The 14,704-nt window shown below is 70.6% G+C and carries 14 protein-coding genes; 6 read left to right on the forward strand and 8 right to left on the reverse strand.

The window, feature by feature from the left end; all coding sequences use genetic code 11:
* The first annotated feature begins 56 nt into the window (after positions 1-56).
* Complete coding sequence (locus tag ACQ7HM_RS16650; protein WP_434217335.1) at positions 57-779, forward strand: lysophospholipid acyltransferase family protein; 723 nt, start codon at positions 57-59, stop codon at positions 777-779.
* Here ACQ7HM_RS16650 and ACQ7HM_RS16655 read toward each other — a convergent pair.
* The gene (locus tag ACQ7HM_RS16655) at positions 701-1,942 is read right to left on the reverse strand and encodes a glycosyltransferase 87 family protein (RefSeq protein ID WP_434217336.1); all 1,242 of its coding nucleotides are present in this window, start codon (positions 1,940-1,942) and stop codon (positions 701-703) included. The genes ACQ7HM_RS16650 and ACQ7HM_RS16655 overlap by 79 nt on opposite strands.
* Before the next feature lie 33 nt (positions 1,943-1,975).
* On the opposite strand from ACQ7HM_RS16655, the gene ACQ7HM_RS16660 reads away from it, so the two are divergent.
* Both ACQ7HM_RS16660 and ACQ7HM_RS16665 read left to right on the forward strand, forming a co-directional pair.
* Positions 1,976-2,458, forward strand: coding sequence for a polyadenylate-specific 3'-exoribonuclease AS (locus ACQ7HM_RS16660; RefSeq protein WP_434217337.1), 483 nt, complete (start codon positions 1,976-1,978; stop codon positions 2,456-2,458).
* Between the two features lie 53 nt (positions 2,459-2,511).
* A complete protein-coding gene (locus ACQ7HM_RS16665; RefSeq protein WP_434217338.1) occupies positions 2,512-3,912 on the forward strand; it encodes a class II 3-deoxy-7-phosphoheptulonate synthase in 1,401 nt (466 codons plus the stop codon).
* Between the two features lie 6 nt (positions 3,913-3,918).
* On the opposite strand, the gene ACQ7HM_RS16670 is transcribed toward ACQ7HM_RS16665, so the two are convergent.
* Positions 3,919-5,139 carry a protein kinase domain-containing protein gene (locus tag ACQ7HM_RS16670; RefSeq protein WP_434217339.1) on the reverse strand — a complete coding sequence of 407 codons (1,221 nt, stop codon included), beginning with the start codon at positions 5,137-5,139 and terminating at the stop codon, positions 3,919-3,921.
* 111 nt (positions 5,140-5,250) lie between these two features.
* Here ACQ7HM_RS16670 and ACQ7HM_RS16675 point away from each other — a divergent pair, with 111 nt between their 5' ends.
* Positions 5,251-5,616, forward strand: coding sequence for an Rv2175c family DNA-binding protein (locus ACQ7HM_RS16675; RefSeq protein WP_434217340.1), 366 nt, complete (start codon positions 5,251-5,253; stop codon positions 5,614-5,616).
* Positions 5,617-5,660: 44 nt separating this feature from the next.
* Positions 5,661-6,563, forward strand: coding sequence for a cutinase family protein (locus tag ACQ7HM_RS16680; protein ID WP_434217341.1), 903 nt, complete (start codon positions 5,661-5,663; stop codon positions 6,561-6,563).
* On the opposite strand, the gene ACQ7HM_RS16685 is transcribed toward ACQ7HM_RS16680, so the two are convergent.
* Genes ACQ7HM_RS16685 through ACQ7HM_RS16700 form a run of 4 tightly spaced genes read right to left on the reverse strand, consistent with a single transcriptional unit; the run spans position 6,550 to position 11,703 of the window.
* Complete coding sequence (locus ACQ7HM_RS16685) at positions 6,550-7,452, reverse strand: phytoene/squalene synthase family protein (protein ID WP_434217342.1); 903 nt, start codon at positions 7,450-7,452, stop codon at positions 6,550-6,552. The genes ACQ7HM_RS16680 and ACQ7HM_RS16685 overlap by 14 nt on opposite strands.
* Positions 7,449-9,038 (reverse strand): alpha-(1->6)-mannopyranosyltransferase A, encoded by a 1,590-nt coding sequence (locus ACQ7HM_RS16690; RefSeq protein ID WP_434217343.1) that lies wholly within the window; start codon positions 9,036-9,038, stop codon positions 7,449-7,451. Before ACQ7HM_RS16690 ends, ACQ7HM_RS16685 begins: the two co-directional genes overlap by 4 nt.
* Positions 9,035-10,555: a phytoene desaturase family protein gene (crtI, locus tag ACQ7HM_RS16695; protein WP_434217344.1), complete on the reverse strand. Its 1,521-nt coding sequence runs from the start codon at positions 10,553-10,555 to the stop codon at positions 9,035-9,037. Before crtI ends, ACQ7HM_RS16690 begins: the two co-directional genes overlap by 4 nt.
* Before the next feature lie 14 nt (positions 10,556-10,569).
* Positions 10,570-11,703 (reverse strand): polyprenyl synthetase family protein, encoded by a 1,134-nt coding sequence (locus ACQ7HM_RS16700; RefSeq protein ID WP_434217345.1) that lies wholly within the window; start codon positions 11,701-11,703, stop codon positions 10,570-10,572.
* 104 nt (positions 11,704-11,807) lie between these two features.
* Here ACQ7HM_RS16700 and ACQ7HM_RS16705 point away from each other — a divergent pair, with 104 nt between their 5' ends.
* The gene (locus ACQ7HM_RS16705; protein ID WP_434217346.1) at positions 11,808-12,743 is read left to right on the forward strand and encodes a methylenetetrahydrofolate reductase; all 936 of its coding nucleotides are present in this window, start codon (positions 11,808-11,810) and stop codon (positions 12,741-12,743) included.
* 54 nt (positions 12,744-12,797) lie between these two features.
* On the opposite strand, the gene ACQ7HM_RS16710 is transcribed toward ACQ7HM_RS16705, so the two are convergent.
* The gene (locus ACQ7HM_RS16710) at positions 12,798-13,985 is read right to left on the reverse strand and encodes a glycosyltransferase (RefSeq protein WP_434217347.1); all 1,188 of its coding nucleotides are present in this window, start codon (positions 13,983-13,985) and stop codon (positions 12,798-12,800) included.
* A gap of 2 nt (positions 13,986-13,987) precedes the next feature.
* Positions 13,988-14,704: an LppM family (lipo)protein gene (locus tag ACQ7HM_RS16715; RefSeq protein ID WP_434217348.1), complete on the reverse strand. Its 717-nt coding sequence runs from the start codon at positions 14,702-14,704 to the stop codon at positions 13,988-13,990.

Below are 14,704 nucleotides of genomic sequence, written 5' to 3' on the forward strand. Positions count from 1 at the left end.
AGGTTGCGAGTGGTTGCGGATTCGGGGCACGTCGGGTCGATCGGAGTTGCTGGGGTATGTGGTACTGGCTGTTCAAGTACGTCCTGTTGGGGCCGATCCTCAAGCTGGTCGGTCGCCCCCGTGTCGAGGGCCTCGAGAACCTGCCGTCGCGTGGCCCGGCGATCCTCGCCAGCAACCACCTCGCCGTCGTCGACAGCTTCTATCTCCCGATGGCGGTCCCGCGGCGCATCTATTTTCTCGCCAAGAGCGAGTACTTCACCGGCACCGGCCTCAAGGGTGGTTTCCAGCGATGGTTCTTCACCGCGGTGGGCCAGATCCCGATCGACCGCAGCGGTGCCGACGCCGCCGAGAACGCGTTGATCTCCGCGCGACGCAAGCTCGAGTCCGGTGAGTTGATGGGCATGTACCCCGAGGGCACACGCTCACCCGACGGACGGTTGTTCAAGGGCAAGACCGGTCTCGCGCGTATCGCGATGGAGACCGGCGTCCCGGTGATCCCGGTCGCGATGATCAACACCGACAAACTCAACCCGCCCGGGACCACCATCCCCCGGCGTGCGCAGATCACCGTGAGAATCGGCAAGCCGCTGGACTTCTCGCGCTACGAGGGCATGAACGGCAACCGTTTCATCGAGCGCGCGGTGACCGACGAGATCATGTACGAACTGATGCGTCTGAGCGGTCAGAAGTACGTCGACATCTACGCCGCCAGCCTGAAGAACGCCCCCGAGGGTGCCGCCCCGGCGATCCCCGGGGAACGGTCGGAACCCGCCGCCTGACCGACCACGGCGATCGTCACCAGGACCGCGAGCCCCCACAGGCAGAACGCGTTGCCCGCGACGGCGTCGACCACCGACCAGCGTGAGGCGTGGACGGGCAGGAACTGGAACGGCCCGGCCACCATCACCAGGGCGCCGACGCCGGCGAGTGCCGCATACGAACGCCGCACGACCACGTCGTCGGTGCGCGTGGCGACCACGGTCAGGGCGATGATCGCCGGGACCGCCCACACCCAGTGATGCGCCCACGATGTCGGAGAGACCATCACCGCCCACACCGCGACCACCGACACCGCGAGCACGTCGCCGCCGAGACGGTCGCACTGCCGCACCGCGACCACGGCCAGCACGGTCAACCCGATCACCGACAGCGCCCACACCACCTGCTCGGCCGGTCCCGACCACCCGAGCACCCGGATCCAGAATCCGTTGACGCTCTGGTTGATACCGCCGGACAGGTCACCGATCCGGTCGGTGTGGAACACGGTGTGGCTCCAGTAGCGCACCGAATCCACCGGCGCCCACACCAACCCGAGCAGGGCCAGTCCGACGAACACGCCGATCGCGCGCACCGTCGCCCGCCACTCGCGACGCACGATCAGGAACAGCACGAACGCGAGCGGGGTCAGCTTGATCGCCGCCGCCACCCCGATCAGCGTTCCGCGCCACCGCGAGTCCCTCGGCAGCACCAGCAGGTCGACGGTGACGAGCAGCATCAGAAGCACGTTGACCTGTCCGAAGCCGAGTGTCATCCAGTAGGGGTTGGTCCACAGCGCCGCGGTGGCCACGGCGAGCGCGAGCGTCCCGCGGCGGGCCACGGGCCCGATCCGCAGTCGCGTCACGACGATGCGTGACACGACCACCGTCGCCGCGACCGTGGCGAGCGCGATGGCCGCGCCCGCCACGACGAGAGGGACCACCGTGAACGGCAGGAACGACAGCGCCGCGAACGGGGGATAGGTGAACGGCAGCCAGATCCCGTCGGTCGTGAACGGCATCGACCCCGCGGCGTAGAGCGATCCGCCGTTGCGCCACAGCTGGGCACCGAGCCGGTACACGTCGATGTCGATGCGCGAGAAGTCGCCGAACGAGTGGGTCAGGGGCATCCCCACCACCCGGAGGAGAGCGGTGACGGTGAACGCCGCGACGACCGCGGCGGTCACCGCACGTGGTGCGATGCGCCTAGGCTTTTCCGAATGCGCTTCTTCTACGACTCCGAGTTCATCGAAGACGGACGAACCATCGAGCTGGTCTCGATCGGTGTCGTCGCCGAGGACGGTCGGGAGTTCTACGCGGTCTCCTCGGAGTTCGATCCCGAGCGCGCCGGGGACTGGGTCAGGGCTCATGTGTTGCCACACTTGCCGTCGCCGTCGTCGAAGGTATGGCGCAGCAGGCGACAGATACGTGACGATCTGCTGAACTTCTTGACCGCGTCGGAGGGCGACATCGAACTCTGGGCGTGGATCGGCGCCTATGACCACGTCGTGCTGTGTCAGCTCTGGGGATCGATGACGGCGCTGCCTCGGCCGATCCCGCGTTTCACCCGCGAGCTCCGCCAGCACTGGGAGGCGCTGGGCCGTCCGCCGCTCCCGCCGTCGCCCGCCGACGCCCACGACGCCCTCGTCGACGCGCGCCACAATCTGGCCCGGTGGAAGGCCATGACCGAGCTCGGTACCTGACCTGCGCACGACCGCTCCGAGGGGCAGCGGGGCGCGGGCACTAAGCTGGGCCGGTGGTGAACTGGACCGTAGACGTACCGCTCGACGAACTGCCCGAGCTGCCCCCGCTTCCCGGCGCTCTGGCCGATCGCTTCGCCGCGGCGCTCGAACGGCCCGCGCTGCAGCAGCCGAGCTGGCCCGAGGACAAGGCCCGCGCGATGCGCACCGTGCTCGAGAGCGTGCCGCCGATCTGCATGCCCGAGGAGGTGCACCGCCTGTCGGGGCAGCTGGCCCAGGTCGCCCGCGGCGAGGCGTTCCTGCTGCAGGGCGGCGACTGTGCCGAGACCTTCGTTGACAACACCGAACCGCACATCAAGGGCAACATCCGCACGCTGCTGCAGATGGCCGTGGTGCTCACCTACGGCGCGAGCATGCCGGTGGTGAAGGTCGCCCGCATCGCGGGGCAGTACGCCAAGCCGCGCTCGTCGAACACCGATGCCCTCGGGCTCCCCTCGTACCGCGGTGACATGGTCAACGGGTTCGTCGCCGACGAGGCGGTGCGCGCCCACGATCCGTCCCGCCTGGTGCGCGCCTACGCGAACGCGAGCGCCGCCATGAATCTGGTGCGCGCCCTGACCGGTGCGGGCCTGGCCGATCTGCACCGCGTCCACGACTGGAACCGTGAGTTCGTGCGCACGTCGCCCGCCGGCGCCCGCTACGAGGCACTGGCCTCGGAGATCGACCGCGCCCTGCGATTCATGGACGCGTGCGAGGTGCGTGACTCGAACCTGGAGTCGGCGAACATCTTCGCCTCTCACGAGGCATTGGTCCTCGACTACGAGCGCGGACTGCTGCGCCTGGCCGAGAACCCGGCCGACCCCGAGGGCGACCCGGTGCTCTTCGACCTGTCGGCGCACTTCCTGTGGATCGGCGAGCGGACCCGTCAGCTCGACGGGGCGCACATCGCGCTGGCCGAGCTCATCTCGAACCCCATCGGCGTGAAGATCGGGCCGACCACGACGCCCGAGCAGGCCGTCGAGTACGTCGAGCGTCTCGATCCGCACCGCGTCGACGGGCGCCTGACCCTGGTGGCCCGGATGGGCAACGGCAACGTGCGCGACGTGCTCCCACCGATCGTCGCGGCCGTCGAGGCGACCGGACACAAGGTGATCTGGCAGTGCGACCCGATGCACGGCAACACCCACGAGGCGTCGACCGGCTTCAAGACCCGGCACTTCGACCGCATCGTCGACGAGGTCCAGGGATTCTTCGAGGTCCATCGCGCCCTCGGTTCGCACCCGGGAGGCGTACACATCGAGCTCACCGGTGAGGACGTCACCGAGTGTCTCGGTGGGGCACAGGACATCTCCGACCTCGACCTGGCCGGTCGCTACGAGACCGCCTGCGATCCCCGGCTCAACACCCAGCAGTCACTCGAGCTGGCGTTCCTCGTCGCGGAGATGTTGCGCGGCTGACGCCGTTCAGGCGAACTGCGTCCCGAGCCACCAGCCGCCGACGGCCAGGGCCACGGCCAGTATCGCGAGCAGCAGCACCAGAACCCGCGCGCGTCGACGGGCCCGTAGACGTGCCTCGGTGAACTGCGCGGCGTGCGCGGCCAGCCGCGGACGCGCACGGTCGTCGTCGAATCGGGGATCCTCGCGCCGATCGTCCCGGTCGTCGACCCGGGTCTGCGCGCCCGGCGGCGGACCGACCGGACCCGAGTCCATCATCCGTGTGTCGGTGCGCGGCACCGGACCCCGTGAGGGCGGCGGGGCCACGGGGGCACGGCCGTTGCGGTAGGCGACCACCGTCTCGCGCTCGGCCGAGCGTGCGGGGGCGGGAACGGTGAACGGCGGCAGACGCAGGTCGTCGATGATCGACTCGAGGGCGTCGAGCATGTCGTCACCATCGGCGAAACGCGCCGAGGGGTCGCGCGCGGTGGCGGTGAGCACGAGGTCGTCGAACTCCCGTGGTACCCCGGCGATGACCCGACTCGGCGGCCCGACATCGCGCTGCAACCGCGCGTACGCCAGCGCCAGCGACGTGTCGCCGGTGAACGGCGTTGTCCCGGTCAGCATCTCGTAGACGAGGATGCCCATCGAGTAGATGTCGCTGCGGGCGTCGGAATCGGCCGACTCCACCTGCTCGGGCGACAGGTACGCCGCGGTCCCGAGGATGACGCTGTCGGAGGTGATGCCCGCCGCGGCGATCGCGCGCACCAGACCGAAATCGACGACCTTCACGTCGCCGCTGTCGGAGATCAACACGTTCTCCGGTTTGACGTCGCGGTGGACGAGGCCGTGCGCGTGTGCCGCGCCCAGCCCACCGAGCACGGGCACGGCGACGGCCGCCACCGCGTGTGGGGGCATCGGGCCGCGTTCGGTGAGCAACTCGCGCAGGGTCCCGCCCTCGACGAGTTCCATCACGAGGAACGCGTACTCGCCGTCCACGCCCTGGTCGTAGACCGGGACCAGACCGGGGTCCTTGAGGCGGGCGACCGAGCGTGCCTCGAACTCGAACCGCGACAGGAACTGCGGGTCGGCGCTGTATCGCGGATCCATCACCTTCACCGCCACCGGCCGGTCGAGGCGAAGATCCATACCGAGGTACACGCTGCTCATCCCGCCGCGCGCGATGAGCGCGTCGATCCGGTAGCGCCGTTCGAGCCGCGCGCCCAGCAGGACGTCGCGCACCGCACTCACGTGCGCACGTCCGGCTCTGCGATGTCCATCCGGTCAGCCTAGCGAGCCACCGGTGTCCGACCGGTGCAGGCGTGTTCGTGCCGACGTCACGTTTCGGTAGGGTCTCTCCCCGTGGCCTCCCTACCGATGACCGTCGTCGACCTGCCCGACGGCGAGCCGTTGTACGACATCTCCGGCGCAGCCAGGCGCCTCGGGCTCTCGGCGGGCAAGATCCGGACGATGGTCGCCGAGCACGAGTTGCTCGCGGTCAACGTCGACGGTCAGCCGATGATCCCGGAGGTCTTCTTCGACGACGACGGGATCGCCAAGCACCTCACGGGACTCATCGCGGTGCTCTACGACGGCGGGTTCGACCGCGACGGGGTCATGCGCTGGCTGTTCACCGTGCACGACGATCTGGGCGAGTACCCGGCACGCGCGCTGCACGGACACTCCGCCCGCGAGATGATCCGACGGGCACAGGCACTCGGGTTCTGACCCGTCTCTCCCGCCCGGCCCCGCCTCTGGGGCATCATCACCTCATGATCTCAGTGGTTCGACGGTCGGTGCTGGCGCTCGGCGGATCGGCGCTCATGGTGATGACGGGCGCGGTCGGGGGTTCGGTCGCCGCGGGCGCACAGACCGCACCGGCCGCGTCGTCGGCCTGCCCGGCCGCGGTGGTGATGCCCGCGCGGGGCAGCGGCGACCCGGTCCTCGCACCCCAGCGCTACGGGCGGGTGTCGTCCGACGGCTACGAGGGGCCGCTGTTCGGCACCCTGCTGGCGGCGACCTATGCCGGTGCGCCTGCCGACGTGGCCGCGGTGCCCGTGGTCACCACGGGCCCGGGCTATCAGGCCGTATCGATCGAGAACGGTACGCGCAACCGGTCTTTCGGTGTGTCGATCGCCTCGGGGGTCTCTGCTCTCATCGCCCGCTACGACAGCGTGGCCGCTGCAGGCGGCCCCGGCTGCCGTCCGACGGCGGTCCTGCTCGGTTACTCCCAGGGTGCCGCGGTGGTGCGAACGGTGGCCCGGCAGTTGGCGCCGCGCGGTGTGGTGGGCGCGGTCATGCTGTTCGGCGATCCGCTGCAGATCCCGGGCGGCGACGGCGTGCACGGCGCCGGTTCGACGGGCACGGGGATCTGGCGCAACGACGTCACCGCCGCGGTCTCCGTTGTCGACAACATCGGCGCCGACACCTATTACCGGCTGCCCGGCATCGCCCGGTGGTCGCTGTGCCACGGTGGTGACCCGGTGTGCGGCTTCGGGCCCGGGGCCGATCTCCTGGGGCAGCAGCACGTGAACTACCTCCGCGCCGGGCTGCGATACGTGCCGGCGGCAGGGCGGCCCGCGTCGTCGCGTACCGAACTGCAGGAGGCGGTCTCGGTGCTGCGGGGCTTCCTGCGCACCGCGTCGAGGAGCGCGGGCCGCATCACCGTCGGGTGATCAACGCCCCCAGGGCGCGACGCGCACGACGACGGTTCGGCACCACCACACGGTGGTCGAGGATCCGGTGGTCGACGGCCTCGATGCGATCGAGGATGTCCCGGTAGAGCTCGAACGCCGCACGGATGCCCGGACGGCTGCGCGACTCGATCAGTGCGATGCCCGGCTCGGCGTCGCGGTAGCGGGCGCGCGTGACCGCGATGCAGTGCGCCAGTGCCCGTCGCACCTCCTGCGGGGTGACACCGGTCCTGCGGGCCTCGAACAGCATCGCCTCGTCGACCCCGAAGGAGGCGAGTTCCTCGGTGGGGAGGTAGATCCGGTCGCGGTCGAGGTCCTCACCGATGTCGCGGATGAAGTTCGTCAGCTGGAACGCCTCGCCGAGGGCGATGGCGGGTTCGCGGGCCGCGTCGGGATCGAGCGTGCCGATGATGGGCAGCATCTGCAGACCGATGACCGCGGCCGACCCCCACATGTACTCACCGATCTCGGCAAAGGTGCGGTAGCGCGACCGGAACAGCGGGCTCTGGGGGAGATCCATCCGCATCGAGGCGAGGAACGCGGTGAAGTACGACTCGGGGATGTCGAATCGGGCGATGGTGTCGGCGAGGGCCAGCACCACCTCGTCGACGTCGGCGAGGTCGTCGGTCGCGGAGGGTCGCAGCGCACGGGACAACTGCTCGTCGATCGCGTCGACGCCGGCGACCGGATCAGGGTGGCCCGGCACGTCGACGATGTCGTCGACCATGCGGGCGAAACCGTAGAGCGCGTAGACCCCTCGCCGGCGATCCGCGGGCAACAGCCGTGTGCCGAGGTAGTAGGTCCGACCGTGCGTCGCGGTCGCCTCCAGTCCGCGTTCGTAGCCGCGCTCGGTGCGCTCGGCGACGGTCATGACGCTCCTGTCTTCTCTGCCTGGCGGTCGGTGGGTCGGCTCGGTCGTGCGGGGATCCGTGGTCGCCACGCATCTTTCCGCACCAGCGACCAGCCCGCGAATCCGCCGATCGCCAGCGCGACCACGAGGTCGACCGGTTCGTAGAGCAGGATCGAGTCGTCGGGCTGGAACACGATCAGCGCGAATGTGCACGCGCCGACGATCGCGGCGAGTGAGCGTCGGCCGAGCACGGCTGCGCCGGCGAACACCAGCGCCCAGCTGTAATACCAGGGCAGCGTGGACGGTTCGAGGGCCAGGACCGCGGCCATCGCCACCGCGATCCCCACGACCGCCGTCCGCTCGTCGTGACGGAACCGCCACCACGTCGCGACCAGGATCACCGCGAGTGCGACGGCCCCGACCGTCCGCGCGACGGAGAGCACCGGTGGGAGGGGGAGGGCGGTGAACGGTGCCGCCACGACGGTGACGAGATGCGCGACGGCGGTGGGGACGGTGAGCCAGTTGACGATTCGGTCGGCATAGCCCAGCCCCGTCAGCCATCCGAGGCCGTGGCCGACGATTACTGTCGCCGCGGCGAACACCACGCCGGTGATCGCGACGATCGTCGCCACGATCGCGAGGGCGTCGCGCGGACGCACCGGACGCTGCGACCGGATGTGCGACAACCAGATCCAGAGCACGAAGGGGATGGCGATGCCTGCCGTGATCTTGATCGACACCGCGACGGCCAACACCAACAGTCCGGTGACATGGTGTCGCGCGACGACCAGCGCGACACCGGCCACGAGGAGTCCCGCCATCAGCATCTCGACGTGCGGTCCGCCGACGAGGTGGATGACGAGCATGGGGTTGAAGACCGCCAGCCACAACGCGATCCGCGGATCCCGTCCGAGTCGTCGTGCGAGGGCGGGTACCGCCCAGATCGCGAGGAGCCATCCCGGCAGCATCACCAGGCGCATCGCGAAAACCCCCGCGACCGGGTTGTCGCCCGTGACCTCGGTGACCCCGCGGGCGATCTCGACGAAGAACGGACCGTAGGGCGCGGTGGTGGTGGCCCACACCTGAGCCATCGAGTCGAGCAGGGGCCCGGGGGAGGTGGCCGGTCCGTCGGCGTAGGGGTTGAGACCGTCGCGGAGCAGGGCGGCCTGGGCGAGGTAGGCGTACACGTCGCGGCTGTAGATCGGGACCGCCAGCATGAACGGCAGGGCCCACGCGACGGCCCACCAGCGCAGCGCCGACACCTCGCCGTCGACCGTCGGGTCGGCGGTGGGTGGGTCGGCGTCGCCGGGGGTGGGCCGACGCGCCAGGAACACTCGTCCCACGCGCACCCAGGCCCACGCCATGAGCGCCACGCCGGCCCAGAACAGCAGGCCGGCAACCGATTTGCCATGCCCGTAGGTGACCCACGCCATCGACGCGTCCTGCAGCCACGTGTCGGCGCGCGGGATGTCGCCCACCCCGTAGCTGCCCAGCGTGATGAGGATCGACCCCACGAGACCGAGCCGCAGGGACGTCACGACCGGCCGGTGCGAGGCGGTCGTGGGTGGTGTGGCGCTGGCCACCGCGTCGGCGGACACCGGACTCACCCGGTGATGCGTTCGGCGGCGAGCCGTCCCGACACCAGCACCGGCGGGATGCCGACACCGGGGACGGTGGAGCTGCCCGCCAGAACCACGTTCGCCGCGCCGGGCCACAGGTTCTGGGTACGCAGCGGTCCGGTCTGCGAGAGGGTGTGCGCGGCGGCGAACGGCGTGCCCGCCGACATCCCCGACCGCGCCCACACGGCGGGATCGTCGATGCGCATGACCTCGGCGTGCTCGGCGATCCCGCGGTAGCCGCGGCTCTCGAGGACCGAGAGGGTCTCGGCGACATACGGACCCGCCAGCGCACCCCACGGCAGATTTGCGCTGTCGAGGTTGGGGCACGGCGCCAGCACGGTGACCGACTCCATGCCGGCGACGACGAAGTTGCCGGGGTCGCTGATCGCCGGCCGGTTCATCAGCAGCGACGGGTCGGTCATCAGTCGACCCGAGCGGGTGGTCAGTTCGCGGAAGGTCTCCGTCCACGCCTCGCCGAAGTCGATGGTGTGGTGACCGCCGGGCCAGACCGCGGTCAGGTCGGCGGGTACCCGCAGGTGCGCCACCACGGCGCTGGGGGAGTGCCGGATGCGACGTCGCCGTGTCGGGGCGCCGGCCTGCGCGAGCAACCGATCGGTCACCGGGGTGTCGGTCGTCATCACCACGGCGTCGCAGGCGATCTCGCCGGCGTCGGTCACCACCGCCACGGCGCGCGGTCCGCCCGGGGCGCTGCGGTCGAACCTCACGGTCTGTACCGGCGCGTCGTAGAGCACCGCGCCCCCGGCCTCGGTGAGTGCACGGGCCATCACCGCGCCGACGCGGCCCATACCGCCGCGCGGGTAGGAGACGCCCATGCCGATGTCCATGTGCGAGATGACGGCGTAGATCGCCGGTGCCTGCGACGGCGGGACGCCCGCGTAGAGGGCCTGGAAGGTGAACGCACGTTGCAGTCGGCTGTCGGTGACGAACCGGTTGATCGCCGGGGTGAGTCGTCGCACGGCGCCCATCGTGACGAGATCCTTGACGCCGGTGCGCATCCGGCGCGTGGTCACGTAGTCGAGGAGGCCGTCGGTGTTCTGGTCCATGAAGTCGTCGAACTCGACGTCGTAGAGCCGCTGCAGCCAGGTGCGCAGGCGGAGATACCCCGCCTCCTGGTCGGGGCCGAACGTCTTGCCGATCGCGGTGGCCAGTTCGTCGGTGTCGCGCGGGACGGCGAAGTCGGTGCCGTCGGCGTAGCGCAGGTGATAGCTGGGGTCGAGCGGGATCAGGTCGAGCATCGCCCGCGCACTCGCGGCCGAGATGCCGACCGCGGCCATCGGGGCCTCGATGAGCGACGGCATCGTCAACACCGAGGCGCCGGTGTCGAACAGCGAGTCGCCGAGCTTCTCGGTGCGCACCCGCCCACCCGGGGTGTGTTGCGACTCCACGACGGTGACCCGCAGGCCCTGACCGCGCAGATACAGCGCGGCCGACAGCCCGGACAGGCCGGCGCCCACCACGACGACGTGCTCGACGGGCCCGGTCACCCTGCGGTCTCCGGTCACATGCGCCTCCCGGCGATCGCGGTGGCGTACGCCACCAGTTCCGTACGCGCCGTCGCCTCGACGGGGGCCGAGGCGAGGATGTCGACCGATTCGTCGACGAGGCGAGTGATGTGGTCCTCGACGGCGCGCACCGCGCCGACCTCGTGGAGGATGGCGCGCGCCCGGTCGAGTTCGCGTGCGTCGAGCGGGCGTCCGACGAGACCGCGGAGTTCGGCCGCGACCCGGGGTGCATCGGCGTCGGCGTTCTGCAACGCCAGGGCGAGCAAGGCGGTCCGCTTGCCCGCGACGAGGTCGTCGCCGGAGGGCTTGCCCGTCCGCTCCGGGTCGCCGAACACGCCCAGCAGATCGTCGCGGAGCTGGAAGGCGATACCCAGGCCGTCACCGACCTGACCGAGCGTGGCGACGAGGTCGTCGGGTGCGTCGGCGGCGACGGCGCCGAGTTGCAGCGGCCGGGCGACGGTGTAGCCGGCGGTCTTGAAACGCATCACCCGGAACGCGGCGTCGACCGATTCGTCGTCACCCGCCTCGCCGACGACGTCGAGGATCTGTCCGGCGAGGACCTCGGTGCGCATCGCCGACCACACCGGACCCAGGCGTTCACGGACCCCGGGGCCCAGATCGGCGGCGATGACCAGGTCGTCGGCCCAGCTCAGAGCCAGATCGCCCAGCAGGATCGCCGTCGACATGCCGAAGTGGTCGGCGTCGCCGGACCACGCACGGTGACGATGGGTCGCGGTGACCGACCGATGCACGGTGGGGTTCCCGCGACGGGTGTCCGACAGGTCGATCACGTCGTCGTGGATCAGGGCGCAGGCCTGGATGAGTTCCAGAGCCGCGCACACGTCGAGGGCGGCGACCGCGTCAGAGGTGTCGAGAACTCCTCCGCCACAGCGGTATCCCGCCCATGCGAACACCGGGCGGACGCGTTTGCCCCCGCTGAGGGTGAACGTGGTGACCAGATCGGTGAGGTCGGCGACCTCGGGCGCGATGGCCGCGGTCTGCTCGCGGCGGGCGGCGAACACCCGACGGAGCCGTGCCTCGGCCGCGGACGGGACGTCGCGCAACGACACCGGCAGCGCGTCGCCGACGGTCGGGGTGGCGGCGAGCTCGGCGCCCGGCGCACCGGTCACCGATCTCCCCCGCAGGTCTCACCGGTGCACACCATGACCTCGACATTACCGACCCGACGATCCGGGCACGTCGCAGGCGGGGACGCCCACCGTATGATCGCGGTGTGACCTCACCGATCGCCTCGCCCACCGTCGTCTCACGGTTGTCCGAGCCGCACAGCGGCCCCGTGCCGTTCTCGGTCGAGTTCTTCCCGCCGAAGGACGCGCCCGCCGAGGAACGCCTGTGGCGCGCCGTCCGTATCTTCGAGCGACTGCGCCCCGCGTTCGTGTCGCTCACCTACGGCGCGGGTGGTGGCACCCGCGACCGGACCGTGCGGATCGCCGGGGAGCTCGCGCGCGAGACCACCCTGACCACCGTCGCCCACCTCACCGCGGTCAACCACAGCCTCGACGAGCTGCGCGCGATGGTCGGTTCGTATGCCGATCAGGGCATCACGAACGTCCTCGCACTGCGCGGCGACCCGCCCGGCAACCCGATGGGCGAGTGGGTCCGCCACCCCGAGGGTGTCGCCTACGCCGAGGAACTCGTCCGCCTGGTCGGCGAGCTCGGTGACTTCCAGGTCGGCGTCGCCTCGTTCCCCGAGGGACACCACCGGTCCCCGACGCTCGAGGAGGACACCCGCTTCCTGCTCGGCAAGCTGCGCGCCGGTGCGGAGTACTCGATCACGCAGATGTTCTTCGACGTCGAGGACTACTTCCGTCTGCGCGACCGCGTGGTCGCCGCCGACCCCGAGCAGGGTGCGAAGCCGATCATCCCCGGCATCATGCCGATCACGTCGCTGGCGTCGGTGCGCCGCATGCTCGAGTTGTCGGGGTCGACGTTGCCCGCCGACGTCGATGCCCGCCTCACCGCGGCCGCAGGCAACGACGAGGAGGCCAACCGCGAGGCGATCCGCGCGGTCGGCATCGATCTCGCGACCGAGATGTCGGAGCGACTCATCGCCGAGGGTGCGCCCTGTCTGCACTTCTGCAGCCTGAACTTCGCGCGTGCCACCACCGAGGTGCTCGATCGCCTCGGCATGAACGTGCTCGTCCCCTGACGATCTGTTCGACGAGTCCCCTGATGATCTGTTCGATAAGCGGCGTCGCAGCGCTCAGCTGATCGACCGGCCCTTCCACTCCAGCCGGCCGGCACGCGTGTGCACGGCGCTGTCGGCGATGAGTGCGGCGGCCGCGGCCATCGACACCGGGTGTGCCATCGCGTCGATCACGTCCGACGGTGCGAGGGAATCGGTCTCGACACGGCGCGCGATGATCCGCCCGACCGCCCCCATCGTGAGCGCGAGCGTCGCGGGTGTGCGTCGTGGACCGAGCACGGTCCGCGCGACCGGGCCCACGTGACCCACGAGCAGTGCGGCCACGACCGCCCAGGATCCGCGCGCCCCACCGAATTCCGTTGCTGTCCAGCGCCGGTACCCGCCCCGAAGGTCGGCGCCCGAGCGATACATCCGGCACCGCACGAGGTGTCCGCCACTGCGGTTGACGGTCCGCATCCCGGCTCGGCGGAACACCCGTGCCAACGCGATGTCGTCGGCGGGTTCGGCGGCCACCGAACGGTGCCCTCCGACGTCGCGGTAGACCCCGAGTCGCGTCGTCAGGAACTGCCCGTTCGCGACGGCGGTCGAGGTCCGCAACTGCTGTTCGGTGATCGCCTGCGGCAGCATCGAGAACCACGACCAGAACAGCAACGGCTGCACCATGCGTTCGAGCGTGGACCCGACGATCTGCGCGGGCCACACCGACAGCAGCCCCGGCGGCGGTCCCGGCGCGTCGGTGAGGGAGTCGAACACCGCGACCGCCGCGGCGATGGCGTCCGGGGCCAGGCGCACGTCGGCGTCGACGAGACACACTCGGGTGTCGGGCGCGTCGTCCGACAGCTCGGCGGTCAACCGGTGCAACCCCCACGCCTTGCCGGTCCATCCGGGGGACTTCGGTGTCAGGGCGCCGTCGATCACGACGACCCGGTCGTCGCCGTCGATCGCGCGTCGGGCGACCTCGGCCGTCCCGTCGCCGGACTCGTCGTCGTAGATGAGTACCCGCAGGTCGGCCACACCGCGCTGGGCCCTGAGGTCGGCGACGACGTCGGCGATGACCTCGGCCTCGTCCCGGGCGGGCACGAGCACCACGACCGGGCCCGTCACCGGGTGTGTCGGAGCGCGCAGCGGGTGCACGTGGCGGGCGTTGACCACGGCCATCCCCAGGCCGGAACCGGCGAGAGCGAGGGCGAAGGCGTCGACGACGGCCGACGGTCGTCGGCGACGTCGGACCGTCCTGCGCCGCACCGTCAGGTTCGGCCGGCGCGCGGCGACGCGTCGCGCGTCGTGTAGGCGATGCCGCCGATGATGAGTACGACCGCGAGGGTGATCCCGGCCAGCAGCCACGTCCAGTCACCGAACGCCGCGGTGCCGGGATCGGCATAGTTGGCCTCCGCACTCAGGTCGCTCACCTTGCCCGAATCCGGTGTCCACGTGACGGTGTCGTCGGAGGACTGCTTGCCGTTGGTGGCGCTGATGGGTCCGGCGAACTGCACGGTCAACGACACCAGGTCCTGACCGGCGGTCAGGCTGCTCAGGTCGGTCGAACCGCGGAACCGCACCACGTCGCCGTTGCGTTTGGTGCTGAGGTCCATGCTCACCGGACTGTTCGGGTACGCCTCGAGCAGCAGGTCGCCCAGCTCGTTGAACTGGCCGACCGGGAGCGCGCTGTAGGTGACCCGGGTACCGACCATGCCGTTGTCGGAGTAGGCGTCGGCGACGACGCTGCCCGCCATCGACTGCGGGATCTCGATCTGGGGGCCCTTGCTGTCGCCGGAGGCCTTCGCGGCCACCACGAGCTCACCCCAGAGTCGGTCGCCGACGTAGGGCGAGCGTTCCATGCAGGACGACAGCGACAGCACGCCGACGAGCATCAGCAACAGGGCCGCCGCGGTGCGGACGGCGCGGCGGCGTGCGCGGATCCGCACGGCGGGTCGCGGGGGCGAGAGGACCGGAGAGGCGGGCAC

The sequence above is a fragment of the Williamsia sp. MIQD14 genome (assembly GCF_051025635.1).
In the GTDB taxonomy this organism is placed as follows: Bacteria; Actinomycetota; Actinomycetes; order Mycobacteriales; family Mycobacteriaceae; genus Williamsia_A.